This window comes from Thauera mechernichensis (assembly GCF_029588855.1).
Classification (GTDB): Bacteria; Pseudomonadota; Gammaproteobacteria; order Burkholderiales; family Rhodocyclaceae; genus Thauera; species Thauera mechernichensis.
In genome coordinates, this window is sequence record NZ_JARQZE010000016.1 from 44,549 (window position 1) to 71,129 (window position 26,581).

The window sequence follows — 26,581 nt, forward strand, 5'->3', positions numbered from 1 at the left end:
AGCGACGAACCATGCAAGAAACCAAGATGAACACGGTCGAGGCGATGCCCGATCCTAGCCGCCGCAAGTTCCTGAACACCGCCGCCTTCGCAGGCCTGGCGGGTGCAGGCCTGTCGGTCGGCTTGTCCGCCTGCAACAAGGAGTCCGCTCCCGCAGCCGGCGCACCGGCCGCCGCTGGCGCACCTGTCGCCGCAGCCAAGGCCGCCTACAACGATCCGCACCTGAAGCCGGGCGAACTCGACACCTACTACGGCCTGTGGTCGGGCGGCCACACTGGCGACTTCCGCGTGCTCGGCCTGCCTTCCGGGCGCGAACTGCACCGTGTGCCCTGCTTCGTGCCGGACGCACTGGTGGGCTGGGGCCACACCAACGAATCCAAGAAGATCATGGGCACCAAGGCTGACGGCAGCCTGCGCTACACCGTCGGTGACACCCACCACACCCATGCCTCCTACAAGGACGGCAACTACGACGGCCGCTACGCCTGGATCAACGACAAGATCAACAGCCGTATCGCCCGTATCCGCCTCGACTACTTCATCTGCGACAAGATCACCGAGCTGCCCAACGTGCAGGGCTTCCACGGCATCTTCCCGGACAAGCGCGACCCGGTGGACCCGGCGATCAACTACACCACCCGCGTGTTCTGCGGCGCCGAGTTCCATGTTCCGCTGCCGAACGACGGCCGCGACGTCGACAGCCCGGAGAAGTACCGGACGCTGTTCTCCTGCGTTGACGCCGAGACCATGGAAGTGCGCTGGCAAGCGCTGATCGACGGCAACTGCGACCTCGTCGCCACGTCTTTCGACGGCAAGCTCGCCGCAACCAACCAGTACAACACTGAAGGCGGCTACCACTACGAAGGCATGATGTCGGCCGAGCGCGACGCCTGCCTGTTCTTCAACATTGCCCGCATCGAGCAAGCGGTGAAAGACGGCAAGTACACCACCTACGGCACGTCCCGCGTGCCGGTGGTCGACGCCACCAAGGCGGCCAACACCGACCCGAAGACCGCGCTGGTGTGCTCCGTCTCCGTGCCGAAGAACCCGCACGGCGTGAATGCCAGCCCGGACGGCAAGTACTTCATCTGCGCCGGCAAGCTGTCGCCGACCGCCACCGTCATCGAACTGTCCAAGGTGCTGGACTGGTTCGACGGCAAGGTGGACGACGAAGACAAGACCATCGTGGCCGAAGTCGAGCTCGGCCTCGGCCCCCTGCACACCGCCTTCGATGGCCGCGGCAACGCCTACACCACGCTGTTCCTGGACAGCCAGATCGTCAAGTGGAACGTGGACGCCGCCATCAAGTTCCACAGCGGTGACAAGAGCGCGCAGTACGTGGTCGACCGCCTGGACGTGCATTACCAGCCCGGCCACATCAACGCGTCGCAGTCCGAAACCATGTTCGCCGACGGCAAGTGGCTGTGCGTGGGCTGCAAGTTCTCCAAGGACCGCTTCCTGCCCGTCGGCCCGCTGCACGCCGAGACCGAGCAGTTTGTCGACATCTCCGGCGAGAAGATGGTGCTGGTGGCGGACCACCCTGTCCGTCCCGAACCGCACGACTTCATCATCTTCAAGCGTGAGCTGCTGCAGCCCAAGCAGGTCTATGACATCAACGAGTTCCCGCTCGCAGTCAAGGACCCGAAGGAAGCCGGCGTCTTCCGCGACGGCAACAAGGTGACGGTGAAGATCACCTCGCTGGCACCGGCCTTCGAGCCGCGCGAGTTCAAGCTGCAACTCGGCGACGAGGTCACGATCATCCTGACCAACCTCGACAAGATCGAGGATCTGACGCACGGCTTCGCGATCCCGAAGTACAACGTCAACTTCATCGTCAATCCGCAGGAGACGGCCTCGGTGACCTTCATTGCCGACAAGCCCGGCGTGTTCTGGTGCTACTGCACCCATTTCTGCCACGCCCTGCACCTCGAGATGCGCTCGCGGATGATCGTCGAGGCATAACGCAAAGCACTATCCAGGCTGGAAGACACAAGGGGCGAAAGCCCCTTGTGTCTTTTGATGGAGCGTCATTTCGCCCATCAAAAAATTAGAATTTGATAATGAACAAGGCAGGCGGCGGCGGGCCTCAATAGACTCTCCGCCAGCTTTCAACCGGAGCGCATCATGAACCCGTTCTCCGCCCTGCGCAGCGCCACCATGGGTGCTTTGCTGGCCGTCGCCACCCTGCTCGGCAGCCCGCCGTCATTCGCCCAGACCGCATACGAGGCCCCGCTGCCCGCCCAGATCAACACCGACCCCGACCTCTGCGCGCATGTTGCCTGTACCGAGGTGCTGCCGGCCGCCAGCAGCTTCTCGCACCGCATGGGCAAGCCGACCTACGTCGAGGGCTACCGTGACGACGCGGGCCAACGCAAGCTCGTGGGCTATGTGTTCCTGTCGACCGACATCGTGGATATCCCCGCGTACTCCGGCAAGCCCGTGATCACACTGATCGGCATGGATACTGACGGCATCATTACCGGGACCAAGATCCTGCGCCACAGCGAACCCATCCTGCTGCTGGGCATTCCCGAGAGCGTACTGACGAAGTTCGTCAACCAGTACCTGGGCAAGTTCGTCGGCGACAAGATCGAGATCGGCAAGGCGCGCAACGAGGAAGGCTACATCGGCCTCGATGCGATCACCGGCGCCACCGTCACGGTGATCGCTCAGAACCAGGTGGTGATGCGCTCGGGCGTGGCGATCGCACGCCAGGTCGGCATCCTGAAGGTCGAACCACGGCCGGCGATCCGCTATTCGGCCATCGACGAGCGTCTGAGCTGGGAGCAACTGCTCAAGGACGGCAGCGTACGCCGCCTGACCGTGAAGTCCGAACAACTGGGCATGCCACGCACCGCTGAGCCTTATGTGGACATGTTCTTTGGCCACCTGAACACGCCCTCGGTCGGCAAGAGCATCCTCGGCGAGAGCGGCTACACCAGCCTGATGTCGCGCCTGAAGGACAACGAACACGCGATCTTCATCATCTCCAACGGCTACGACTCGTTCAAGGGCTCGGGTTTCGTACGCGGCGGCATCTATGACCGCGTGCAGGTAAGCCAGGACATGGACGCCTACACCTTCCGCGACCTCGACTACCTCAACCTTTGGGGTGTGCAGGCGCCCGGCGCCCCGAGCTACAGGGAGTCGGCGATCTTCATCATCCGCGACCCGGGTTTTGCAGCAGCCTACCCGTGGAGCCTGGTCTTCCTCGGCAACAAGCTCGACCGCAACACCGGCCACCGCGACTTCGTCAGCTTCGACAGCGAATACTGGGTGCCTGCGAAGTACATGGAGGGCGGCCGGCCCAAGGTCGTCAAGCCCGATGCCCCCTGGGTGCGCGTATGGAAGATGCGCGCGGTCGAGATCGTACTGTTCTCCATCCTGCTCGTCGGCGTCGCCGCCGTGTATGCGATGCGCGACCGCCTGACCCGCCTGTCCACACGCAAGAACAAGTGGCCGGTCGATGGCTTCAAGTACGCGGCCTGGCTCATCAGCATCTTCTTCGTCGGCTTCTACCTGCTTGCGCAGCCCTCGATCACCCAGGTGCTGACCTGGTTCCACGCCCTGCTGTTCCAGTGGAAGTGGGAGCTGTTCCTGACCGACCCCTTCATCTTCCTGTTCTGGATCTTCATCATCGTCACCGTGTTCGTGTGGGGACGCGGCCTGTTCTGCGGCTGGCTGTGCCCCTTCGGCTCGCTGTCCGAGTTGCTGTACAAGGTGGGCGCCAAGCTCGGCCTCAAGCGCTTCCAGTTCATGCTGCCGATGAAGTGGCACAACCGCCTGAAGTGGGTGAAGTACTTCGTGTTCTTCGGCCTGCTTGCGGTGTCCATGCTGTCGATGGGTCTGGCCGAGAAGCTGGCCGAGGTCGAGCCCTTCAAGACCACCTTCCTCGTCGGCCTGTTCAGCCGCAGCTGGCCCTACACCCTGTTCGCTGCGGGTCTGCTCGGGCTGTCGATCTTCACCGAGCGGCCGTTCTGCAAGTACCTGTGCCCGCTCGGCGCAGCGCTCGCCATGCCTTCGACCTTCCGCTGGTTCGGCCTCAAGCGCAAGCAGGAATGCGACTCGTGCAAGGCCTGCGCGGTGGGTTGCGGATCGCTGGCGATCGATGACAAGGGCCGCATCGACCACCGCGAGTGCATGCTCTGCCTCGACTGCATGGTGATGTACACCGACGAGCACGCCTGCCCCCCCCTGGCCCAGGAGCGCAAGCGCCGCACCAAGGCCGGCCTGGCACTCACCCCCATCGGCGCCGACGGCTACTACATTCCGATCAAGCCGGTGGCTGCAGCCACCCCTAAAGCCTGAACCAGGAGGACACGAGAATGGTCGATCCGCGCATCCTGACCGAAGCCGTCCACCCACCCTACGAGGACAAGGGTGCAACCCGCCTGCTGGCCGAGGCCTGGGACCACATCTGGCCGTGGAGCCGCAGCGGCTTCGAGCGCCAACGCGCCGTGCAGGCGGCGGGGCTGGCTATTGCGGTCGCCGCCACGGTGGCCTGGGTACTGGCCGCAATGGGCAACCTGACACCTGGCGCCATCATCGGCTGGTGGTTCGGCTGGAGTGTCTTCGAGGTCGTGGTGCGCATGGGCGCCAAGCCCTACGTGAAGGACGGCCCCTGGTGGGGCCGGCGCTACCGCAAGGCCAGCCCGATGGACATGGTGTGCTACGTCGGCTTCAAGAACCTGCTGGTCGGCGCTGTGCTCTTCATCGGCCTCAAGAGCCTCGGCCTGATCGTGATCTGAGCGCAGCCCGGCAACGGGCTGGTTGAAAAAAGGCGGAGTGCTGCTTCACCCAGATCAAGGCAGCATGCGGCACTTCGTCGCACACTGGCGCCAGCCTCGCCACAGAGCAGACAATGCCCCACCCCCTCTTGCCCTTTCGCTTTGCCGTATTCATCGCCTTCGTCGTCCTGCTCGCCGCCGGGATCCTGCCGGCCCACGCGGCGACCTGGCGGGTGCAGGCCGGCGAATCGATCCAGGCCGCAATCGAGCGTGCGGCGGCCGGCGACACCGTGGAAGTCGAGCGCGCACGCTACGTCGAGAACCTGCGCATCGACAAGGCGCTGACCCTGCGTGGGCTCAACCGGCCGACGATCTCGGGAGGGCTGCGCGGCGACACCATCCGCATCACCGCCAGCGACGTCACGATCGAGGGCCTGATCGTGTCGGACTCCGGCGACAGCCTGCGCGAGCAGAACGCCGGCATCTACATCTTTCCCGGCTCGGACCGCGTGGTGGTGCGCAATTGCGACATCACCTACAGCCTGTTCGGGCTGTGGATCGAAAAGGCCAACGACGTCCTGATCGAGGGCAACCTGATCACCGGCAAGCGCGAGTACGCCTCGCCACAGCGCGGCAACGGCATCCAGCTCTACAACACCCGCCGGGCGCGCATCATCGGCAACAACGTCAGCTTCGTGCGCGATGCGCTCTATGTCGATGTGTCGCATGACGCCGAATTCCGTGACAACAAGCTGCACCACAGTCGCTACGGCACGCATTACATGAACGCCTACGACAACCTGTGGGAGAACAACGAGACCTGGATGAACCGCGGCGGGCTGGCGCTGATGGAAGTGCGCCGCCTGACGGTGCGCAACAACCGCGCCTGGGCCAACTCGGACCACGGCATCATGCTGCGCACCATCCAGGATTCGGTGATCGAGAACAACGTGGTCGCCGGCAACCAGCGCGGCTTCTTCATCTACGACGCCGAATACAACACCCTGCGCGGCAACACCGTGGTCGACAACGTGGTCGGCATCCACCTGTGGGCGGGCTCCAAGAACAACGTGGTCGAACGCAATGACTTCATCTTCAACCGCGAACAGGTGCGCTACGTCGGCGCGCGCGACATGGTCTGGGGCGAACAGGAAGGCAACCACTGGGGCAACTACCTGGGCTGGGACCGTGACGGCGACGGCATCGGCGACGTGCCCTACGAAGCCAATGACCTCGTCGACCGCCTGACCTGGCGCCATCCGATGATGAAGCTGCTGCTCGGCAGCCCGGCAGTGCAGACCCTGCGCATGGTCGCGCAGCAGTTCCCGCTGCTGCGCGCGCAAAGCGTCGTCGATCCGAATCCGCGGATGGAGCCCAACAACCCTGACTGGAGCCAATGGCGTGGCAGACACTTCCCCCGCGCTCAATGAGGCCGGCAAGGCGATGATCGTCGCCCGCGGCGTGCGCAAGCATTTCGGTGCGATCCACGCGGTCGATGGCGTCGACCTCGACATCCGGGGGGGCGAGCTCTTCGGCCTCATCGGCCACAACGGTGCCGGCAAGAGCACCCTGTTCAAGATGATGCTCGGCCTGATCCCGATCACCGCCGGCGAAATCCGCATCGATGGCGCCCCGGTGGGCGCTGGCGGCGGCAGCTTCCGCGCCGTGCGCCGCAAGGTCGGCTACCTGCCCGAGAACGTCGTCCTCTACGACAACCTGACCGGGCTCGAAACCCTCGATTTCTTTGCCCGCCTCAAAGGGGTGTCGCCCGCCGACAACATGCACGTACTGGAGCGCGTGGGCCTGGTTCACGCCGCCCGCCGACGCGTACGCGAATACTCCAAGGGCATGCGCCAGCGCCTGGGCTTTGCCCAGGCCTTGCTCGGGCGGCCGCGCATCCTGTTCCTCGACGAACCGACCAACGGCCTCGACCCCGAGGCGATCCGCGGCTTCTATGCCATCCTGCGCCAGCTGCGCAGCGAGGGCGTGACCACCGTCATCACCTCGCACATCCTGGCCGAGATCCAGGAGCGCGTGGACCGGCTGGCCATCATGGCTGCAGGCAAGGTACAGGCCGTCGGCACCGTGGCCGGACTGCGCGAAAGGATGGACCTGCCGCTGTGGTTCGACGTGCGGGTTGCGCCAGCCGATTTCGAAGCGGTGCGCGCAGTGCTCGGCCATCTGCCCGTCGGTGCCGTCGAGGCGCACGACGACCACGTGGCAGTGCAGTGCGCACGCGAATCGAAAATGGCCGTCATCGCCGCGCTGGCCTCGCTCGACGGCAAGGTGCTCGACCTGAGCGTGCGCGAACCTTCGCTCGAAGACGTGTTCTTCGGCTTTTCGGACTGAGAGGCAGGCCATGGAGTTCTCGCAGATCACAACCATCGCCGGCAAGGAATTCTGGGACCGCATCCGCAACCGCTGGGTGCTTGCGGTGGCCCTGGTATTCACCGTGTTCGCGCTGTCGATCGCCTATTTCGGCTCGGCCCAGCAAGGCGCGGTCGGGTTCCGCTCGATCGAGGTCACCATTGCCAGCCTGGTCAGCCTGGTCATCTACCTCATCCCCTTGATCGCGCTCCTGCTCGGCTTCGACGCCATCGTCGGCGAACGCGAGCGCGGCTCGCTCGATCTCCTGCTGTCGATGCCGATCACCCGCTTCGAGCTACTGCTGGGCAAGTACCTCGGCCTGGCCGGCGCGCTCACCTTCTCGACCATCGCCGGCTTCGGTCTGGTAGGGATCGTGCTGTCGGCCCAGCTCGACCTCAACGCACTGTTCCATTACTTCGGCTTCATGCTCAGCTCGGTCCTGCTGGGCTGCGCCTTCCTGAGCCTGGCCGTGATGCTGTCGGTGTTCGCCAGCGACCGTACCCGCGCCTCAGGCCTCGCGATCGCGCTGTGGTTCTTCTTCGTGCTGATCTTCGACCTGCTGGTGCTGGGCGTGCTGGTGGTGACAGGCGGCCAGTGGGGCGGCGAGGCGCTGCCCTACGTGATGCTGCTCAACCCGGCCGACGTGTTCCGCATCCTCAACATCTTCACGCTGGAAGATGTGCGTACGCTCTACGGCCTGGCCACGGTCTTCCCGGCCACCCTCGCCCAGCCCTGGCTGCTGGGCCTGGTGATGGCGGGCTGGATCGCGGCACCGCTGGCCATTGCCGCCTGGCGCTTCCGGCGCTGAGACCCTGCAATACGTTCTGACTGAATGGAGCAATCCTCATGTGCACACATCACGCCTGCCAGAGCCGCCGCCGCTTCCTGATGGCCGCTGCCGGCGCTGGCCTGCTGGCTGCCTGCGGCAGCGGCAGCGAAGGCGGTACCGGCAACCTGGTGCCGCTCGAGATCGATCTCAACTCGAGCTGCGCACTCGACGGCATGCTCCTCGCCGACTATCCCGGCCCGAAGGTGCAGATGCACTACGCAGGGCGCGCCGAGCCCGACTGGTTCTGCGACACCATCGAGATGTTCAGCATCTACCTCAACCCAGAGCAGGCACGCGTCGTCCGCGCCATCTTCGTGCAGGACATGGGCAAGGCCGACTGGGACAGCCCGAAGGGCCATTGGATAGACGCCAAGACGGCGTTCTACGTCTTCGGTTCCAGGCGACTGGGCAGCATGGGCCCCACGGCAGCCTCCTTCTCGATCGAGGCCGAGGCCAAGGCTTTCGCCGACGAACATGGCGGCCGCGTGCTGCGTTTCAACGACGTCACCCCGGACATGGTCGTCCTGGACGGTGGCGCCCTTCATGATCAGCGAATGTAAATAGGCAATAGAACATGGATCCGGTCTACAGCGCCCTCCCTCCCGATGATGCCGCGCATGTGCAGCGGCTCAGCCGGCTGATGTACGAAAGCCGGGAAAACTGCCGCGATGTCCTCAATGCCCTTGGCGCCGGCTCGGCGGACGAACTCCTCGCCCGTATCGCGCACGCCGAACTGCCCGAACACCCGGCCTACGAGCACTACCTTGCCGCACGCATCCTCGCCGACACGCACGAGATCGCACGCAGCGAAGTCGCACGCATCCTGAAGGAGGCCAACGCACAATGAGCCTGCATCCGCACCTAGCCTCGGTGCTCGCCACCGAGCGCGCCGACTGTTTCGCCGCGCAGCCCCGCCTCACCCAGGACGCCATGCTGCTCGAGCTGGCGAACGGCGTCGAGATCACCGTCCGCTACGCCGCCCAGGACGCCTACTCCGTGCGCTGGCGCTGCCCGGACGGCAAGGAGCTTGGCATCGATACCGCGCCGACCCATCCCGGCCTGGCCACTACACCCAACCACCTGCATCTGGCCGAGGGCCTGGTGGTCGCCGACCCGCTCACCCGCATCGGGGACACGGCCGAGGACAACCTGCTGCGCATCATCGATGCCCTGATGCAGGACCCGCTCCTCGCCAGCGAACGCGCATGACGACGCTGAACGGTCGCCGCCGCACCCTGCTGGCCGGCGGCGCCTTGCTTGCCGCGGGGCTAGCGGGCGCCCTGTTCTGGCGCCACGGCACGCGCGCAGGCACCGATTTCGAACCGCCCTTCGAGGACATCTGCATCGTTCCGCCGACGCGGGTGTCGACGCCACACCCATACGACCCGGCCTCAGGCCTGGCCATGCACGAGGCTCGCCCTGTCCCGGCTGAGGCACGTTGCCCGGTGTGCGGCATGTATCCCGCTCGCTTCCCGCGCTGGGCTGCACAGATCATCTTCACCGACGGCTCGGCGCACTTCTTCGACTCGCCGGTCGATCTGTTCATGTTTCTGGCCGAGCCCGGCCGCTTCGACGCCAGCCACAGCGCGGAGGACGCCACCGCCCTGTATGTCGCCAACTTCGAGGACGGCAGCTGGCTCGACGCGCGGACGGCGGTGTTCGTGATCGAGGCCCGTGTACGAGGCCCCATGCGCGGCCCGGACCTCCCCGCTTTCGCAAGCACGGCGGCCGCCCAGGCCTTCATCGCCGCACAGGGCGGTCGCGCGCTGCACTTCACGGACATCGACCCTGCCGTCGTCGGCAGCCTGCGCGACGCTAACCACGGCCACCACACGCACTGATCCCCGGCACGATCCTGCATTCAGTCCAGTAATTCGCCGCTGTCGGGGAAGGCACGTATGACCCGGTTCTTGCCCTGGCGCTTGGCCTCGTAGGCGCCACGATCGGCCCGCGCGACGAAATCGCGTGAACTCTCGCCTGGAACGAAACGCGTAACACCAATGCTGGCGGTGCAATGCACCAGAGCGGGCGCTCCTTCCGGGAGGAAGCTGCTTTCACGAAACAATGCCCGGACCCGCTCTGCGGCAGCGAGCGCCTCTCTCACCCGAGTTTCCGGCAGCAGCACGACGAACTCCTCGCCACCATAACGGAAGGCCTGGTCCGTCCGGCGCAGACAGGCGGTAACGCACTCGGCAAGGCGGATCAAGACCTGGTCGCCCTCGACATGCCCCCAGGTGTCGTTGAAAAGCTTGAAATCGTCCACGTCCATCATCATCAGCGACAGCGGATGACGATAACGCTCGGCCCGATCCATTTCCTCGGTCAGTCGCTGCACGAAATGGCGCGCGTTGAAAAGCCCCGTCATGCCATCGGTGATCGACAACAGCCGGAAGCGCTCTTCGCTGCGACGCAGCTCCGCCTCGGCCCGCTTCTGCTCGGTGATGTCCTGCAAGGTCTCTACGGCACCGATGATCTCGCCACGCGCATTGCGCAAGGGCGCAGCCGTGAAGTAAAGCCAGCGCCCGCCATCTCCGAAAGCAGCGAAGAAGTCCTCGGCCTCGTAGGCGCCAGGCAGGGTCGCCGACGGGCGGTACCCCTTGCCCGCATAGTAGCGGTCGATCTCGCTCCCGACCGTGCCATCGACGACAAGATCGGCCAGGCAGGGACGTGCTTCGGTGTAGAAGGCCTTCCAGTGCTCGCCGGTGCCGACGATCTCATTGGCTGGGATACCCGTCAGCTGCGCACAGGCTCGGTTCCAATGCGTCACCTGGTGACTGCCGTCGATGACGAATGTGGGCACCGAGGAGCCATCGACGATCTGCTCCAGGCGCCGGCCCTCGTCGACATACGGCTGCCTGTCACGCGGCCGGGCCCGGACGCGTGCAGCGGACACCACCTCGACCAGACGCTCGCTCCAGTCGCCGCGTTCGTCGCGGACGACGATGTCAACCGCCCCCGCCTTCATCAACGCGATCGCGGTCTCAACCTCGTCGCAGGGACCGATGACGACCACCGGAACAGCGGAATCCTCGGCCACGCGTCGGCATGTCTTAAGCAGTGCCGCGTCGTCATCGCCGACCAGCAACAGCAGGTCGAACCCGGACATGTTGCCGCGCGGCCCGCTGCCATCAAACGCCGGGCGGCACGCCTCAACCTCAGCACAGCCGGCCAGACGCGCAGCGATCGTCGCCGATGCAACGCAGTCGTCGGACACCAGATCAATGAGAAGGATACGCATGGCGCTTTCGCTCTGCCTGGACGCCGATGCACGATATTGCCTCATCGTCAGCGGGCCGACAACGCGCGCGAACGGAGCGGAAGTGCGCTCATGCCATGCGCAAGAAGCAAGAATGGACCCCAGTGGGGTCCATTCTTGCTTCTTGCAGGGCGCGCGCGCCCATGCAGCCTGATCGCGCCTGCTTACTTGGACAGCGCGACCATGTAGTCCACGGCGGCCTTGACCTCGTCGTCGGTCAGCGATGCACCACCGCCACGGGCCGGCATCATGCCCTTGGAACCGGTGTAGCCCTCGATGGCGTGCTTGTAGAGGGTCTCGTCGCCCTGGGCGATGCGCGGCTCCCAGTCTGCCTTGTCGCCCGGCTTGGGGGCGCCCGCGACACCCGCTGCATGGCACAGTGCGCAGGTCTTCTTGTACACGCTCTCGCCGGCTGCATTCACGGGTGCGGCAGGCGCCGCCGGAGCGGCGGGTGCGGGAGCGGCGGCAACCGGGGCGGGGGCCGCCGCCGGGGCACCGGAGTCGGAACCGCCACAGGCGGCAAGCACCACCGAGGCGAGCGCGGCAAGGATGAAGGGCTTCTTGATCATGGGGTCTCTCCGATTCGTCATGTTGGGTCACGCGAGTACAGCCTGCGAGTCGTTCGCACACTAACGGCATTCCCGTCATATTGGCTTGATGGCCATCAAATTGGGGCGAGGCCTGCTGGCGCTGCGGCAGATCGACGCAGTGCTATGATCCGCCGCCAAGCGCCTCCTGGATGCACCAGCAACCGGGCGGGCAGCGCTTAGACAAACCCACACCAAGCGCATGAATTGCACCTCCCGGACCTGTATTGGCCGCTTTGCCCCCTCTCCAACCGGTGCCCTGCATTTCGGCTCACTGGTGGCCGCAGTCGGCAGCATGCTGGACGCGCGCGCGCGCGGCGGACGCTGGCTGCTGCGCATCGAGGACGTGGACACGCCACGTGCCGTGCCGGGCGCGGCCGATCGCATCATCACCACGCTGGCGCGCTTCGGCTTCGAATGGGACGGCGACATCGTCTGGCAATCCCGGCGTGGAGAGGCCTACCGCCATGCATTTGATACCTTGGTCGCCGCGGGCATGGCCTATCCCTGCGCCTGTACCCGTCGCGAGCTAGCCAATGCACCGCTTGCCCGCGACGGTTCGCGCCGCTATCCAGGCACGTGCCGCGACGGCCTGGGAGCGGGTCGCAGCGCACGCGCCTGGCGGGTACGGGCCGAGGGCGTGATCCGCTTCAACGACCTGGTCCAGGGACCGCAATCGCTCGAGCTCGCGAGTGACGCCGGCGATTACGTCGTGCTGCGTGCGGACGGCCTGTTTGCATATCAGCTCGCCGTGGTCGTGGACGACATTGCGGCGGGCGTCACCCACGTGGTACGCGGCGCAGACCTGTTGGACTCGACCGCACGCCAGATCCACCTGCAGGGACTGCTCGGGGCTCCGCCACCAACTTACGCACACCTGCCGCTTGCGACCAACGCCGCGGGAGAGAAACTCTCGAAACAGACACTGGCGCGTGCGATCGACGACGCCCCCCCCTCCGCGGCGCTGCTCGCTGCACTGCGCTTCCTCGGCCAGGCGCCGCCACCGACACTGGCGTCCGCGCCCCTCGCGCAGATCTGGGCGTGGGCGCTCGCCCACTGGTCGATCGACGCCGTGCCTCGCTGCCGGCAGGCCGAGGCAACGGCCTTCTTCTGAGCCTCCGGCCAAGCGCAGGAATCGACGCGGACGGACTCCCGGACGACGCTCGTGCGCCGCGCTCAGTGCACCCGGCCCAGCCCCGCCAGACCAATCGCAAGACGCACGCACTGGTAGGCCAGCCAGCTCAGGCCACGGCGCAGCAAGGGCAGGCGGCGCCAGTCGCTTGCCCTAAGCTCCTGCGCGCCCTCGGCCATCGCAGCCTCCAGGCTGCCGCGCAACTGGCGTGCAAAGCCGACATCATCCACCACCACGTTGGCCTCACGCGCGAGCAACAGGCTGAAGGCGTCGATGTTGCTGGAGCCCACGGTTGCCCAGTGGTCGTCGATCACCGCCACCTTGGCATGCAGGTGACTGCGGTGGTACTCGAACAGGCGCATCCCGCAGGCCAGAAAGTAAGGGTAGAGCGCACGCGTGGCGTAAGCCTGCATCGGATGGTCGGCCAGCCCCTGCAGCAGCAGGGTGATGCGCACGCCGCGCGCAGCGGCTTCGGCGAGCGCGTGGCGAAAACGGCGGCCCGGAAAGAAGTAGGCGTTGGCGATCACGATGTCCCGCCGCGCGCGCGCGATCGCCTCGAGATAGGCCTCCTCGATCGCACGCCGATGGCGCAGGTTATCGCGCAGCACGAAGGCAGCGCGGATCTCGCCCGCTGGCTCTGTGCGGGCCTCGGCACGCAAGGGGTGGTGCTCGCGACGCTGGAAGCTGGCCCAGGCCACAAGCCGCCACAAGCGATGCGCCGAGGCGAGAATGGGCTCGAGCAGCGGCCCCTCCACCTTCACGGCGTAGTCGTAACGCGGATGCTGTACACCATGCGGCTCGTAGTCATCGATGATGTTGATGCCACCGACGAAGGCTTCGCAGCCATCAATGACGACAAGCTTGCGGTGCAGGCGGCGCAGACGGTGGCGCTGCAGCGAGAAGCGACGCAACTCACGGCGGTAGATCAGCACCTGCGCTCCGGCATCGCGCAATCGCGACTCCAGCCCGGCGACGAAGCTGCGCCCGCCAAATCCGTCCACCATCACGCGCACCGCCACGCCACGCGCCGCTGCCCGCGCCAGCGCATCGGCAATGCGCCGCCCGCTGCGGTCGTCCTCGAAGATGTAGCTCTGCACGAAGATCTCGAGCTCCGCACGCTCGATCGCAGCCTCGAGGGCGGGGAAGTACTGTTGCCCGCTCTCCAGCAGCGCCACCGCGTTGCCGGCCAGGAACTGCATCAGCGCTCGGGCTCCAGGTCGGCGGTGAGCGCGGCATGGTCGGAGATCTGCGCCCAGGGCGCACCGTAGTGCACCTGCGCCTGGCGCACGCGGAAGCCACGCACATAGATGCGGTCGAGACGGAAGAAGGGCAGCGCACTGGGAAAGCTGCGCGCCGGCCGCCCCCGCCCCGCACCGAAGGCCTCGGTAAGGCCGAGCCTGGAGCCGAGCAGGTCGTCGGCATGATTGCGCCAGTCGTTGAAGTCACCGGCGATGATGAGCGGGGTGTCGCCCGGTGCGAGCTGTTCCATGCGCTCGGCCAACGCCGCCATCTGTCGCCGCCGGCTGCCGGCCATCAGGCCCAGGTGCACGCACACGCAGTGCACCGGCGTGTCGAACTGCGGCATCTCGACCTCGCAGTGCAGCAGGCCGCGGCGCTCGAAGCGGTGATCCGATACATCCTGGTTCGCCGTGCTGAGGATGAGGTGGCGGCTGAGGATGGCGTTGCCGTGGTGGCCGTGGTCGTAGACCGCATTGCCGCCATAGGCGGTCTGGTGCCAGGCATCCTCGGCGAGGAACTCGTGCTGGGGCTGCAGCGGCCAGTCGGGATGGCGTGCCGGGTGGCCGAGGTGCAGGCCCTGCACCTCCTGCAGGAAGACGAGGTCCACGTCCAGGCTACGCAGGCGCTCCCGCAGTTCATGCACCACCATGCGGCGGTTGAACTGCGAGAAGCCCTTGTGGATGTTGTAGGTGCAGATCCTGAGCGTCATCGCCGCCGCACCCCGTCGGCCTCGATCAGGACACGGCGAGCATGCGGTCGAGCGCAATGCGCGCCAACTCCGCCTCGTGCTCGGGCACTTTGATCTGGTTCACCACCTTGCCCTCGGCAAGGTTCTCCAGCGTCCACGCAAGATGCTGTGGGTCGATGCGCTGCATCGTCGAGCACATGCACACCGTGGGTGCCATGAACTGCACCACCTTGCCCTGCGGCTTCATCTCCTCGGCCAGCCGGCTCACCAGGTTGAGCTCGGTGCCCACCAGCCAGTGGGTATTGGGTGGCGCCTGGGTGATGGTATTGAGGATGAACTCCGTGGAACCGACGTAATCGGACTTCTGGCACACCTCGAGCATGCTCTCCGGGTGGGAGATGACGAAGCCGTCGGGGTGCTTTTCGCGCCAGCGGTCGATATGCACCGGCTGGAACATCTGGTGCACCGAGCAGTGGCCCTTCCACAGCAGGACCTTCGCCTTGCGGATCTGCTCGGGCGTGAGGCCGCCATACTCGAGGTCGGGATCCCACACCACCATCTCGTCGAGCGGAATGCCCTTCTTGAAACCGGTCCAGCGCCCGAGGTGCTGATCGGGGAAGAACAGCACCTTCTCGCGCTTGGAGAAGGCCCAGTCGAGAATGGTCGGCGCGTTGGTCGAGGTGCACACGATACCGCCGTGCTCACCGCAGAAGGCCTTGAGATCGGCTGCCGAGTTGATGTAGGTGACCGGCGTGATCAGCGCGTCGGGCGTATCGAGCACCTCGGCGAGTTCACGCCAGCAGCGCTCGACCTTGGCCAGGCTCGCCATGTCGGCCATCGAACAGCCGGCCGCGAGATCGGGCAGGATGGCAACCTGGCTGGGCTTGGACAGAATGTCGGCCACCTCGGCCATGAAGTGCACACCACAGAAGACGATGAACTCGGCGTCGGTCTGCGAGGCCAGGCGGGCGAGCTTGAGCGAGTCGCCGGTGAGGTCGGCATGCTGGTAGACGTCAGCGCGCTGGTAGTGGTGGCAGAGCAGCACCGCCCGCTCGCCAAGCCGGGCGCGAGCGGCGCGGATGCGCGCCTGCGCCTCGTCGTCGGCGAGCACGTTGAAGCGGTCGAAGCTGATGGTTGCAACTTGCATGATGCGGGTCCGGGTCCTTGCGAGAGGTTCGAGGCCTGGGGCGCTGCGCGCCCTCAGCCCTGCTGCCAGGGCAGGTTGGCGTGACGCCAGCCGCCGATGTTGTTGCGCTGCCCACTGGCATCGCGATCACCCTCGAAACCCTCGAGGATGTTGTAGCAGTTGCCATACCCCGCCACCGACGCGGCCTTGGCTGCGGAGTCCGAGCGTGCACCGGAGCGGCACAGGAACATGACCAGCGCCTCCGGGTCGACCTGATGCTTGAGCTGGGTCATGAAGTGCGGGTTATCCTGCATCGAGGGGTAGGTCTTCCACTCGATCTCGACCGCTCCGGGCACACGCCCAACCCAGTCGAGCTCGGCACGGGTACGCACGTCCACGAGTCGCGCCCCCGGGGCAAGCTGCATGACCTGCCACGCCTCGGCGGGCGTGAGCGCACCCTGGTAGGGCACGCCCAGGTTCTCCGCACGCTCGCGTGCAAGCGTCAGCAAATCAGAGAGGGTTCCCATGCGATCATCCGTCCACAGTCCAAAGTCGGCGAAGTATAGCGCGTCCTCCATGCCATGAAGCCTCACGGCCCCGCCCCCCATACTCAGCTGCCGCCGATGCGGCATCAACCGCCCGCGGCCGATCAGGCCCGCAGCCGTGGCATCCGGCGTGCAACCCTGATCGCCATCGTCACCAACGCCAGCCTGGCCATCAGCCAGGTGGTGGTTGGCCTGTTCGCGAACGCCTTCAGCCTGGTTGCCGATGCGGCTCACACGCTATCGGACCTCGTCACCGACCTGATGGTTCTGATCGCCGGTCAGCAGAGCGCGCACCCGGCCGACCTCGACCACCCCTACGGCCATGGCCGCATCGAGACGGTAACGACCATGGTACTGGGCGTCGTGCTCGCGACAGTGGGCATCGGCTTCCTGTGGAGCTCGGGCCTGCGCCTGCAGGATATTGAAGCCCTGCCCGCACTGCACCCTGCAGCACTGCTGATGGCGCTGCTTACCCTGGCCGCCAAGGAGGGCCTGTTCCGCTACACGCTCGCAGCCGGGCGCAGGCTCAAGGCGCCGATGCTGGAAGCCAACGCTTGGCACGCGCGCTCGGACGCCGCGTCGTCACTGGTCGTCGCCGCAGGCATTGGCGGCAGCCTGGCGGGCTACCCCTTCCTCGAACCACTGGCCGCCGCGGTGGTGGGCTTCCTGATCCTGCATATGGGAATCAGGCTCGCACTCAAGGCGGTGCGCGAACTGATCGACACCGGCCTGCCCGCCGAGGAGCTTGCACGCCTGCGCCGCACCATCGAGGACACCCCCGGCGTGATCGGCCTGCACGACATGCGCACGCGGCGCATGGCGGACCGCGTGCTGTGCGACGCGCACGTCCAGGTCAGCCCTCACATCACCGTGTCGGAGGGCCATCGAATCTCGGACGCGGTCTATTTCCGGGTACGCGACGCCCACCCCGAAGTCCGCGACGTACTGGTGCATATCGACCCCGAGGACGACACCGACCTGCAGGTGGTGCCTGCCGGCCCGGTTCCCGAGCGCGCCGAAGTGCTCGCCGACGTCCGCCTGTTGCTCGGACCGGAAGTCCCGCAGCCAAAGCGCGTCCAGATTCACTACCTGGGCCAGCGCCTCGAGGTGGAGCTCTTCCTGCCCCCAGCCCTGGACCAGGGGCAAGTTACAGCCATCCGCAACCGTGTGGACGCGTGGCTCGAAGAGCACCCGCACTACCGCGCAATCAGGCTGCTCCAGGAGATTGCACCATAATGGTGCATTCAATCCATATGATGCACTATTATGGTGCGCACCTCTTGAGGAATGGGCACCGCTTTCGAGCACTTGCCCTTGTGGCACAATGACTCGCCAGCCCGCTAGCGCCTGGCACGCTTAGTGCTTATACGCCTCACACGAATCCGGCGCATCGATCTCGTACCGCTGCTCCACCCGCTCAACGCAAAGACCGCCTCATCTCACCAGGAGTGAAAATGAACGCCCAAGACGTCATGAAAATGATTCAGGAAAACGAAGTGCGCTTCGTGGACCTGCGCTTTACCGACACCCGCGGCAAGGAACAGCACGTCGGCCTGCCGGTTTCGGCCTTCGAAGAAGAGCACTTCGAGCACGGCCACCCGTTCGACGGCTCGTCGATCGCCGGCTGGAAGGGCATCCAGGCTTCCGACATGGTTCTGATGCCCGAGCCTTCGTCCGCCTACATCGACCCCTTCTTCGATGAAACCACGCTGGTCATCACCTGCGACGTCATCGAGCCGTCGGACGGCAAGGGTTACGACCGCGATCCGCGCTCGATCGCCAAGCGCGCCGAGGCCTACCTGAAGAGCACCGGCATCGGCGACACCGCCTTCTTCGGCCCCGAACCCGAGTTCTTCATCTTCGACGCCGTCGAGTGGTCGGTCGACATGTCGGGCGTGTACAGCAAGATCATCTCGGAAGAGGCCGCCTGGTCCACCGCCGACAAGTTCGAAGGCGGCAACACCGGCCACCGTCCGCGCGTCAAGGGCGGCTACTTCCCGGTACCCCCGGTCGACAGCCTCAACGACGTGCGCGCCGCCATGTGCCTCGCGCTCGAAGCCTGCGGCGTGCCGGTCGAAGTGCACCACCACGAAGTGGCCAACGCCGGCCAGTGCGAGATCGGCACCAAGTTCAGCACGCTGACCAAGCGCGCCGACTGGACCCAGGTTCTCAAGTACATCGTGCACAACGTCGCGCACCAGTACGGCAAGACCGCCACCTTCATGCCCAAGCCCATCGTCGGTGACAACGGCTCCGGCATGCACGTGCACCAGTCGATCTGGAAGGATGGCCAGAACCTGTTCGCGGGCAACGGCTACGCCGGCCTGTCCGAGACCGCGCTGTACTACATCGGCGGCATCATCAAGCACGCCCGCGCGCTTAACGCCATCACCAACCCGGGCACCAACTCGTACAAGCGCCTGGTGCCGCACTACGAAGCACCGACCAAGCTGGCCTACTCGGCCCGCAACCGTTCGGCCTCGATCCGCATCCCCTACGTCGCCAACCCGAAGGGCCGCCGTATCGAAGCGCGCTTCCCGGACCCCCTGGCCAACCCCTACCTGTGCTTCGCGGCACTGATGATGGCGGGCCTGGACGGCATCCAGAACAAGATCCACCCGGGCGATCCGGCCGACAAGAACCTGTACGACCTGCCGCCGGAAGAAGACGCGCTGATCCCGACCGTGTGCACCAGCCTCGAACAGGCGCTGGAGTACCTGGACAAGGACCGCGAGTTCCTGACCCGTGGCGGCGTGTTCTCCAATGACTTCATCGACGCCTACATCACGCTGAAGATGGAAGAGGTGGACCGCATGCGCATCACCACCCACCCGGTGGAGTTCGACATGTACTACAGCCTGTAAGCCGAGCGCTACGGGACATCACGAAAGGGACGGGCATTGCCCGTCCCTTTTTTCTGGGGTCTAATCCATGCTCGTCCCGCACGGTTTCGGGCCGGGCTGCGCCACTGCGCAGCCGCACTCCACCCCGGCAAAAAGCGCATGCGAACGTCAACACTCCTGCCTCTGGCACTGCTCGTACTCCTGCCATCTGCCGCCCAGGCGGACATCTTCAAGTGCACCGACGCCGACGGCCGCATCACCTATACCAATGACCGCAGCCTCGGGCGCGGCTGCGTACGCCTTGAGTCGGACCTGCCGGTGTCTTCGGTCCCGGCGCCAGTTCGCCGCCCGGCGGCAACCACCCCCCAAGGCAGCTCCAGTCCTGGCGCCTTTCCCCGCGTCAGTCCTGCCGACCAGCGCAGCCGAGACGACGCACGCCGCGAGGTGCTGAGCAACGAGCTCGCGGGCGAGGAGTCCGCGCTTGCCGAGGCCGAGAAGGCGCTTGCCGAGCAGGAGTCGATCCGCCATGGCGACGAGCGCAACTACCAGAAGGTGCTGGACCGGCTGCAGCCATTCAAGGACAAGGTGGAACTGCACAAGCGCAACATCGAGGCACTACGTCGGGAGATCTCTGGCCTGCGGTAGGCCCAATGCATGGCGCGCATCTTGCTTATGAATTGCCGTAACTTCTGGACGCGCCCATGCCATCGCCCCCCTTACACGCTGCCAACGGCCCCTTTGCAGGACTCGAACTGCTGTCGTCGGCGGTCGTCCTGGTCGACGGCAAGCTCTTCATCCGCTACATCAACCCGGGCGCGGAGAACCTGTTCGCGATCAGCCAGCGCAAGCTGATCGGTCAGCCACTCGCCCGCATGCTGGGCGCACCGCCCGGATTGTCCGCCGCGCTCGACAACGCCCTGCGCACCAACTGGAGCTATACCGGACAAGACCTGACGATCACACGCAACGGCTCGGAACCGATACGGCTCGACTGCACGGTCACGCCGGTCGAGACCTCCGGCGTGCGGCTGCTGCTGGAGTTCCGCCCGATCGACGCCCAACTGCGCGTCGCCCGTGAAGAGCAGTTGCTGCACCAGCAGCAAGCCAACCGGGAGCTGATCCGCAACCTCGCCCATGAGATCAAGAATCCGCTCGGCGGCATCCGTGGCTCTGCACAGTTGCTTCAGCACGAACTCGATGACCCGCAGCTGCGCGAGTTCACCGACGTGATCATCGCCGAGGCCGACCGCCTGCAGGACCTGATGAACCGTCTGCTCAGCTCGCACAGCATGATGCGCCCGGCGCCATTGAATATCCATGACGTGCTCGAACGCGTACGCCGGCTGATCCTGGCCGAGTTTCCTCAACTCAGCATCCGGCGCGACTACGACCTCAGCCTTCCGGAACTCACGGCCGATCGCGAGCAACTCATCCAGGCCACGCTAAACATCGTACGCAATGCCGCCCAGGCGCTGGAGGGCCACGGCGAGATCCTGCTGCGCACGCGCATCGCACGCCAGGTCACGCTCGCCAAGCGTCGCTTCAAGCTGGCACTGGAATTGCAAGTGATCGACAACGGCCCCGGCATTCCAGCAGAGATCCGCGACAAGATCTTCTATCCGCTGGTGTCGGGCCGGGACGGCGGGAGCGGGCTGGGCCTGTCCCTGGCGCAGAGCTTCATCGAGCAACATCAAGGCATGATCGACGTGGACAGCCGCCCGGGGCGAACCTGCTTCTCGATCCTGCTGCCGATTTCCGAACGCACCTGAACGGGTCACCGCCAGCCCCCCCTGGGGCTGAGGTGCCCGACAGGCGCACAAAAACAGTGCATTTGATATGAATACAGTCTGGATCATCGACGATGACCGCTCGATCCGCTGGGTGCTCGAGAAGGCACTCAGCCGCGAAGGCATCAACCACGCCAGCTTCAGCTCCGCAAGCGACGCCCTGGCCGAGCTCGAAGCCACCCCCCACCCGCCGGCGGTGCTGCTGTCCGACATCCGCATGCCCGGCGAGTCGGGGCTCGACCTGCTGCAAAAGGTCAAGACCGGCCACCCTCACCTTCCGGTCATCATCATGACTGCGTACTCGGACCTGGACAGCGCGGTATCGGCGTTCCAGGGCGGCGCCTTCGAGTACCTGCCCAAGCCCTTCGACGTTGACCAGGCGGTCGCACTGGTACGCCGCGCCCTGGAGCAAGGTGCGCACCAGAATGGTGCGGCAGAAGATACGGCCGTCGCGCCCGAGATCCTCGGCCAGGCACCATCGATGCAGGAGGTTTTCCGTGCCATCGGCCGTCTCGCCCACTCCCACGCCACCGTACTGATCAACGGCGAGTCGGGCAGTGGCAAGGAACTGGTCGCACGGGCGCTGCACCGCCACAGCCCTCGCCGCGACGCCCCCTTCATCGCCATCAACACCGCGGCCATACCGCGCGACCTGCTCGAGTCCGAGCTCTTCGGCCACGAACGCGGCGCCTTCACCGGCGCCGCCACCCAACGCCGCGGTCGCTTCGAGCAAGCCGATGGCGGCACCCTGTTCCTCGATGAGATCGGCGACATGCCGGCAGAGCTGCAGACCCGGCTGCTGCGCGTTCTGTCCGATGGCCACTTCTACCGAGTTGGTGGCCAGCAGCCGATCCGCTCGAACGTGCGCGTCATCGCGGCAACCCACCAGGACCTGGAGGAGCGCGTTCGCCAGGGCCTGTTCCGTGAGGACCTCTTCCATCGCCTGAACGTCATTCGTCTGCGCCTCCCTCCCTTGCGCGAGCGGCGCGAGGACATCCCACTGCTCGTTCGCCACTTTCTGCAAAAGAGCGCCCAGGAGCTGGGTGTCGAGCGCAAGCGCATCTCGGATGCCGCACTCGAGTACCTGCAGGCACAGCCCTTCCCGGGCAACGTCCGCCAGCTCGAGAACCTGTGTCACTGGCTGACGGTGATGGCCCCGGCACAGATCGTGGAAGTCACCGACCTACCGCCGGAGATCCGCGACCAACCCGGGCGCGAGGCACCAACGAGCTGGATGGAAGGACTGGGTGCGGAAGCCGACCGCCTCATCGCCACCCACCCAGGTGAGGTGTTCGACCGCCTCACGCGCGAGTTCGAGCGCACACTCATCCGCCGCGCCCTGGCCGCCACCGGCGGACGCCGTATCGAGGCTGCACAACTGCTCGGCATCGGTCGCAACACGATCAGCCGCAAGATCCAGGAACTCGGCATGGACGACGTGCGCAACGGCGACGACGGCGAGCACTGAACACAAGCGGGGCGGGCGGGACACTCGTGCGCAAGCACGGGATGGCGGATAATGCGGCGATCTCAATGTTTGCCGGACTCCCGCCTTGTCATCGTCCAAACCTCAGACGGCTGCCCCAGCGCAGTCGTCCGCAGTGCCTGATGCCTCACCCGCCTCCCGCGAGATCGAAGCACGACGCGCGCTCGAGCACCGGCTCGGACGGCTGGCCGACAGTTTCGTGATCGATTGGCGTGCTCACTGCACCTCCACCAACAGCGCACTGATCGAAGCCACACCGGCTGACGACGGCTTCATTCATGTGCTGATCGCCGACCGCCAGAGCGCGGGGCGCGGCCGCCGCGGACGACAATGGCTGTCCTGGGATGACGGCAGCCTGACGTTCTCGGCATTGTGGCGCTTCGCTCCAGGTGCGCCAGTGCCCGCCGGGCTGTCGCTGGTTGCCGGCCTCGCGCTCGCGCGCGCACTGGAGGAGCTCGGCGCGCAGGGCGTGCAGCTCAAGTGGCCGAACGACGTACTGATCCACGGCGACAAGCTTGCCGGCATCCTCGTCGAGCTCTTGCCCGGCCGTGGCCGCACACCCGCCGCGGTGATCGGCATCGGCATCAACCTGCAGCTCCCGGCAGACGCGCAGGTTCCGGAGCAGCGCGGCGTCACCGATCTTGCACATGCCCTCGACTCGGCGCCTCCGACACGGGCCACGGTTCTGGCCGCCGTGCTCGCGGAGCTGCGCAGCCTGCTCGACACTTACGCCGCCGCGGGCTTCGTCGCCCTGCGCGACGCCTGGCAGCAACGCAACGCCTTCGCCGACCTGCCCGTCTGCATCAGTGGCGAAGCGGAGACACTGCAAGGCATCTGTCGCGGCGTCGACGAGGACGGCGCCCTGCTGCTGGAGACGGCTGTGGGGATGCGCCGCGTACTGGTCGGCGATGTGTCGCTGCGCGCTGGCGGCGGAGGACAGGCGTGATCCTGCTCATCGATGCCGGCAACACCCGCGTGAAGTGGCGGCTCACCGCCGCCGACGCGCCACGGCAGGCCATCGAAGAGGGCGCACTCGCGCATGATGCGATCGGCTCGCTGGCCAGTCTGCGCGCGCGCTACCCGGCCCTGTCGCGGGCCGTGGGCTGCAATGTTGCCGGGGCGGCAATCGCCGCACACCTGGACCAGACCCTGGCGGGCATCGGTATCGAATGGCTACGCCCGGGCGCAAACTGCTGCGGCGTCCGCAACCATTACGAACAACCCGCGCGCCTGGGCGCTGACCGCTGGGCGGCACTGATCGGGGCACGCCAGCTGCACCGCCAGGCCTGCCTCGTGGTCACCGCAGGCACGGCCACAACGATCGACCTGCTGAGCGCCGACGGCGAATTCCTCGGCGGACTGATCCTGCCTGGTGTCGACCTGATGCAGCACGCACTCGCCCACGGCACGGCTCAGCTCCCGCTCGCCGAAGGCCGCTTCACGCTGCAGCCACGACGCACCGTCGATGCCATCCACTCGGGCTGCCTGCTCGCCCAGGCCGGCGCGGTGGAGCGCATGTTCCGCCAGATCGCCAGCCAGCCTCAGGCCAAGTGCCTGCTCGGCGGCGGCGCAGCAGACAGCTTTGCCGGCCTGCTCGACATTCCGCTGCGGCGCGTAGACAACCTGGTCCTGATTGGCCTGGGCGCAATCGCCGCAGCCGGCGAAATTCATCCACAATGACAGCGAACATACTCGCGAAGGGAGAACAAACGATGGAAGCAACCCGCATCCTGCTCGACGCCGCCGACATTCCTACCCACTGGTACAACGTCGTCGCCGACCTGCCGACACCGCCCGCGCCGCCACTCGGCCCGGATGGCAACCCGGCGACACCCGAGCAGATGGGGGCCATCTTCCCCGGCGCCATCCTCGAGCAGGAGATGAGCGCCCAGCGCTGGATCCCGATCCCCGAGCAGGTGCGCGAGATCTATCGCCTGTGGCGGCCGAGCCCGCTGGTGCGCGCGGTCCGTCTCGAGCAGATGCTCGGCACCCCGGCAAAGATCTTCTTCAAGTACGAGGGCGTCTCGCCCGCAGGCTCGCACAAGCCCAACTCGGCCGTGCCGCAAGCCTTCTACAACAAGCAGGCCGGCATCAAGCGCCTGACCACCGAGACCGGCGCTGGCCAGTGGGGCTCGTCGATCGCCTTCGCCGGACAGATGTTCGAGCTCGAGGTGCGCATCTACATGGTCAAGGTCAGCTATGACCAGAAACCTTACCGCCGCCTGATGATGCAGACCTGGGGCGGCGAGGTGTTTGCCAGCCCCTCGCCGCATACTGAGACCGGCCGCCGCCTGCTCGCCGAAGATCCCGATAACCAGGGCTCGCTCGGCATCGCCATCTCCGAGGCGGTGGAAGAAGCGGCCAGCCGCGCCGACACCAACTACACCCTCGGCTCGGTGCTCAACCACGTGGTCCTGCACCAGAGCATCATCGGGCTTGAGGCCAAGAAGCAGTTCGACAAGGTCGGCCTTTACCCCGATGTAGTCATCGGCCCATGCGGCGGCGGCTCGAGCTTCGCAGGCATCGCCTTCCCCTTCCTCGCCGACAAGGCGGCGGGCGACAAGCGTGCCGAGAATCTGCGCTGCGTCGCAGTCGAACCGACCTCCTGCCCCACCCTCACCAAGGGCCAGTACGCCTACGACTACGGCGACGCCTCGGGCTTCACGCCGCTCATGAAGATGTACACGCTCGGGCACGACTTCATGCCGCCGGGCATCCACGCCGGCGGCCTGCGCTACCACGGCGACTCGCCGCTGGTGTCCCAGCTCTTCCACGAAAAGCTGATCGAGGCGGTCGCTGTACCGCAGCTTGCCACCTTCGAGGCCGGCGTGCAGTTCGCGCGTGCAGAGGGCATCATTCCCGCTCCCGAGTCCTGCCACGCGATCCGGGCGGCGATCGACGAAGCGCTCAAGTGCAAGGCCACCGGCGAGGCCAAGACCATCCTGTTCAACCTGACCGGCCATGGGCACTTCGACATGAGCTCCTACGAGCGCTTCCTGTCCGGCAAGCTCGAGAACTACGACTACCCGGCCGAGGCGGTAAGCGCTTCGCTCGCGCATCTGCCCAAGCTGGGCTGATGCCGACGGCGACAGCCGCGGGGCCCGCCAGGCCCCGCGGTCGCCGCCGGCCACCGCCACCCGATCCCGATACGCCTGCCGCATGACCGTTCTGCGCTTTCTGATCATCCTGCTGCTGATGCTCAACATCCTGGCCTTGGCCGCGATACAGGGCTGGCTCGGCACCCCGGCACCGAGCGGCGAACCGGAGCGCATCGCAAACCAGCTCAACCCGGAACACATCCGGCTATCGAGCGAGACCGCCACCGGCGCGCCAGTGGCGGCCGAGCCCGCGGAGCAGACCACGGCCGCATCGCCCTCTGCAGACACCAACGGCCTGCTCACCTCCGAAGCAACGCCCTCCCCGCCCGATCCGGCACGCGAAGCCGAGCCCCCCACGCTTGCCGCCACCGCGCCCATGCCACCCGCCGCAGCGGAGCCGCCGCCTGCCGAAGCCGCGTCGCCACCGACCGTTTGCCAGGCCTGGGGCGGCCTGTCCGCAGACGAAGCGGAGCGGCTCAGCGCGCGCCTGCGCCGCATCGGCGTCACAGCAACACGCAGCCGCAGCGAAACGCCGGACTCTTGGTGGGTACGCATTCCACCGCAACGCAGCCGTGCAGAAGCCGAAGCACGCGTCGCCGAGTTGCGCATCCTCGGTGTCACCGATACTTATATCGTGCCCGAGCCGGGCCCTACACAGTTCGCGGTCTCCCTTGGCGTATTCAAGACCGAGAGTCGTGCTCGCCTGCTGCTCGGACAGCTGCGCGAACGCGGCGTCCGCAACGCCGGCATCGAACCACGCATGACCACCACCCACCGCATCCAGGCCAGCCTGCCTGTGGCCCAGTTGCGCAACGTCGAGCAGGCTGTCCCGGGAGTGGGCGCAAAGCGCCAGGCCTGCACGCGCTGACGCC

26 protein-coding genes are annotated in these 26,581 nt (G+C 66.2%); 20 read left to right on the top strand and 6 right to left on the bottom strand.

Annotated features, from left to right (window positions below; all coding sequences use genetic code 11):
• Positions 1 to 11 precede the first annotated feature (11 nt).
• The 10 genes from nosZ (at position 12) to P7F68_RS16440 (ending at position 9,763) form a co-directional block, all read left to right on the top strand.
• The gene (nosZ, locus tag P7F68_RS16395) at positions 12 to 1,961 is read left to right on the top strand and encodes a TAT-dependent nitrous-oxide reductase (protein WP_002938410.1); all 1,950 of its coding nucleotides are present in this window, start codon (positions 12 to 14) and stop codon (positions 1,959 to 1,961) included.
• 162 nt (positions 1,962 to 2,123) lie between these two features.
• Positions 2,124 to 4,307, top strand: a complete 2,184-nt coding sequence (locus P7F68_RS16400; RefSeq protein WP_277834757.1) for a NosR/NirI family protein — start codon at positions 2,124 to 2,126, stop codon at positions 4,305 to 4,307.
• Positions 4,308 to 4,324: 17 nt separating this feature from the next.
• Positions 4,325 to 4,747, top strand: coding sequence for a hypothetical protein (locus P7F68_RS16405; protein WP_002931094.1), 423 nt, complete (start codon positions 4,325 to 4,327; stop codon positions 4,745 to 4,747).
• 113 nt (positions 4,748 to 4,860) lie between these two features.
• The gene (locus P7F68_RS16410; protein ID WP_002938402.1) at positions 4,861 to 6,156 is read left to right on the top strand and encodes a nitrous oxide reductase family maturation protein NosD; all 1,296 of its coding nucleotides are present in this window, start codon (positions 4,861 to 4,863) and stop codon (positions 6,154 to 6,156) included.
• Positions 6,128 to 7,075, top strand: a complete 948-nt coding sequence (locus P7F68_RS16415) for an ABC transporter ATP-binding protein (protein WP_277834761.1) — start codon at positions 6,128 to 6,130, stop codon at positions 7,073 to 7,075. Before P7F68_RS16410 ends, P7F68_RS16415 begins: the two co-directional genes overlap by 29 nt.
• Before the next feature lie 10 nt (positions 7,076 to 7,085).
• Positions 7,086 to 7,901: an ABC transporter permease gene (locus P7F68_RS16420; protein ID WP_002931099.1), complete on the top strand. Its 816-nt coding sequence runs from the start codon at positions 7,086 to 7,088 to the stop codon at positions 7,899 to 7,901.
• 38 nt (positions 7,902 to 7,939) lie between these two features.
• The gene (locus P7F68_RS16425) at positions 7,940 to 8,482 is read left to right on the top strand and encodes a nitrous oxide reductase accessory protein NosL (protein ID WP_002931100.1); all 543 of its coding nucleotides are present in this window, start codon (positions 7,940 to 7,942) and stop codon (positions 8,480 to 8,482) included.
• A 14-nt stretch (positions 8,483 to 8,496) separates the two neighbouring features.
• Complete coding sequence (locus P7F68_RS16430) at positions 8,497 to 8,769, top strand: hypothetical protein (RefSeq protein WP_002931103.1); 273 nt, start codon at positions 8,497 to 8,499, stop codon at positions 8,767 to 8,769.
• A complete protein-coding gene (locus P7F68_RS16435; protein WP_002938391.1) occupies positions 8,766 to 9,131 on the top strand; it encodes a toxin-antitoxin system TumE family protein in 366 nt (121 codons plus the stop codon). The genes P7F68_RS16430 and P7F68_RS16435 overlap by 4 nt, the downstream gene beginning before the upstream one ends.
• Entirely contained in the window at positions 9,128 to 9,763 is a 636-nt protein-coding gene (locus tag P7F68_RS16440) for a nitrous oxide reductase accessory protein NosL (RefSeq protein WP_277834764.1), read from the top strand. The genes P7F68_RS16435 and P7F68_RS16440 overlap by 4 nt, the downstream gene beginning before the upstream one ends.
• 20 nt (positions 9,764 to 9,783) lie before the next feature.
• On the opposite strand, the gene P7F68_RS16445 is transcribed toward P7F68_RS16440, so the two are convergent.
• Positions 9,784 to 11,160, bottom strand: coding sequence for a sensor domain-containing diguanylate cyclase (locus P7F68_RS16445; protein WP_277834766.1), 1,377 nt, complete (start codon positions 11,158 to 11,160; stop codon positions 9,784 to 9,786).
• A 182-nt stretch (positions 11,161 to 11,342) separates the two neighbouring features.
• Complete coding sequence (locus P7F68_RS16450) at positions 11,343 to 11,747, bottom strand: c-type cytochrome (RefSeq protein WP_002931108.1); 405 nt, start codon at positions 11,745 to 11,747, stop codon at positions 11,343 to 11,345.
• Between the two features lie 220 nt (positions 11,748 to 11,967).
• Between P7F68_RS16450 and gluQRS the strand changes: the two genes are divergently transcribed.
• Positions 11,968 to 12,879, top strand: coding sequence for a tRNA glutamyl-Q(34) synthetase GluQRS (gluQRS, locus tag P7F68_RS16455; protein WP_277834769.1), 912 nt, complete (start codon positions 11,968 to 11,970; stop codon positions 12,877 to 12,879).
• Positions 12,880 to 12,941: 62 nt separating this feature from the next.
• Here the strand turns inward: gluQRS and clsB are convergent, their stop codons facing one another.
• Genes clsB through P7F68_RS16475 form a run of 4 tightly spaced genes read right to left on the bottom strand, consistent with a single transcriptional unit; the run spans position 12,942 to position 16,477 of the window.
• A complete protein-coding gene (clsB, locus tag P7F68_RS16460) occupies positions 12,942 to 14,096 on the bottom strand; it encodes a cardiolipin synthase ClsB (protein WP_277834771.1) in 1,155 nt (384 codons plus the stop codon).
• The gene (locus P7F68_RS16465; protein WP_002938380.1) at positions 14,096 to 14,845 is read right to left on the bottom strand and encodes an endonuclease/exonuclease/phosphatase family protein; all 750 of its coding nucleotides are present in this window, start codon (positions 14,843 to 14,845) and stop codon (positions 14,096 to 14,098) included. Before P7F68_RS16465 ends, clsB begins: the two co-directional genes overlap by 1 nt.
• Before the next feature lie 25 nt (positions 14,846 to 14,870).
• Positions 14,871 to 15,971 carry a quinolinate synthase NadA gene (gene nadA, locus P7F68_RS16470; protein ID WP_002931115.1) on the bottom strand — a complete coding sequence of 367 codons (1,101 nt, stop codon included), beginning with the start codon at positions 15,969 to 15,971 and terminating at the stop codon, positions 14,871 to 14,873.
• 53 nt (positions 15,972 to 16,024) lie between these two features.
• A complete protein-coding gene (locus P7F68_RS16475; protein WP_037982547.1) occupies positions 16,025 to 16,477 on the bottom strand; it encodes a rhodanese-like domain-containing protein in 453 nt (150 codons plus the stop codon).
• 96 nt (positions 16,478 to 16,573) lie between these two features.
• On the opposite strand from P7F68_RS16475, the gene P7F68_RS16480 reads away from it, so the two are divergent.
• The 9 genes from P7F68_RS16480 to P7F68_RS16520 all read left to right on the top strand — a co-directional run bounded on the left by P7F68_RS16480 (position 16,574) and on the right by P7F68_RS16520 (position 26,577).
• On the top strand, positions 16,574 to 17,731 hold the full coding sequence (locus tag P7F68_RS16480; RefSeq protein ID WP_002938375.1) for a cation diffusion facilitator family transporter: 1,158 nt from the start codon (positions 16,574 to 16,576) through the stop codon (positions 17,729 to 17,731).
• Between the two features lie 218 nt (positions 17,732 to 17,949).
• Positions 17,950 to 19,359: a type I glutamate--ammonia ligase gene (gene glnA, locus P7F68_RS16485; protein ID WP_002938372.1), complete on the top strand. Its 1,410-nt coding sequence runs from the start codon at positions 17,950 to 17,952 to the stop codon at positions 19,357 to 19,359.
• 138 nt (positions 19,360 to 19,497) lie between these two features.
• Complete coding sequence (locus P7F68_RS16490) at positions 19,498 to 19,983, top strand: DUF4124 domain-containing protein (protein WP_002938369.1); 486 nt, start codon at positions 19,498 to 19,500, stop codon at positions 19,981 to 19,983.
• A 56-nt stretch (positions 19,984 to 20,039) separates the two neighbouring features.
• Positions 20,040 to 21,107 carry a nitrogen regulation protein NR(II) gene (gene glnL, locus P7F68_RS16495; RefSeq protein WP_002931130.1) on the top strand — a complete coding sequence of 356 codons (1,068 nt, stop codon included), beginning with the start codon at positions 20,040 to 20,042 and terminating at the stop codon, positions 21,105 to 21,107.
• A 67-nt stretch (positions 21,108 to 21,174) separates the two neighbouring features.
• Entirely contained in the window at positions 21,175 to 22,593 is a 1,419-nt protein-coding gene (gene ntrC, locus P7F68_RS16500; RefSeq protein WP_002931131.1) for a nitrogen regulation protein NR(I), read from the top strand.
• Between the two features lie 133 nt (positions 22,594 to 22,726).
• Positions 22,727 to 23,557 carry a biotin--[acetyl-CoA-carboxylase] ligase gene (locus P7F68_RS16505; protein ID WP_002938368.1) on the top strand — a complete coding sequence of 277 codons (831 nt, stop codon included), beginning with the start codon at positions 22,727 to 22,729 and terminating at the stop codon, positions 23,555 to 23,557.
• Complete coding sequence (locus P7F68_RS16510; protein WP_002938362.1) at positions 23,554 to 24,291, top strand: type III pantothenate kinase; 738 nt, start codon at positions 23,554 to 23,556, stop codon at positions 24,289 to 24,291. The genes P7F68_RS16505 and P7F68_RS16510 overlap by 4 nt, the downstream gene beginning before the upstream one ends.
• A gap of 32 nt (positions 24,292 to 24,323) precedes the next feature.
• Positions 24,324 to 25,688: a TrpB-like pyridoxal phosphate-dependent enzyme gene (locus tag P7F68_RS16515; protein WP_002938359.1), complete on the top strand. Its 1,365-nt coding sequence runs from the start codon at positions 24,324 to 24,326 to the stop codon at positions 25,686 to 25,688.
• 82 nt (positions 25,689 to 25,770) lie between these two features.
• Positions 25,771 to 26,577, top strand: coding sequence for an SPOR domain-containing protein (locus tag P7F68_RS16520; RefSeq protein WP_277834779.1), 807 nt, complete (start codon positions 25,771 to 25,773; stop codon positions 26,575 to 26,577).
• Positions 26,578 to 26,581: the final 4 nt, after the last annotated feature.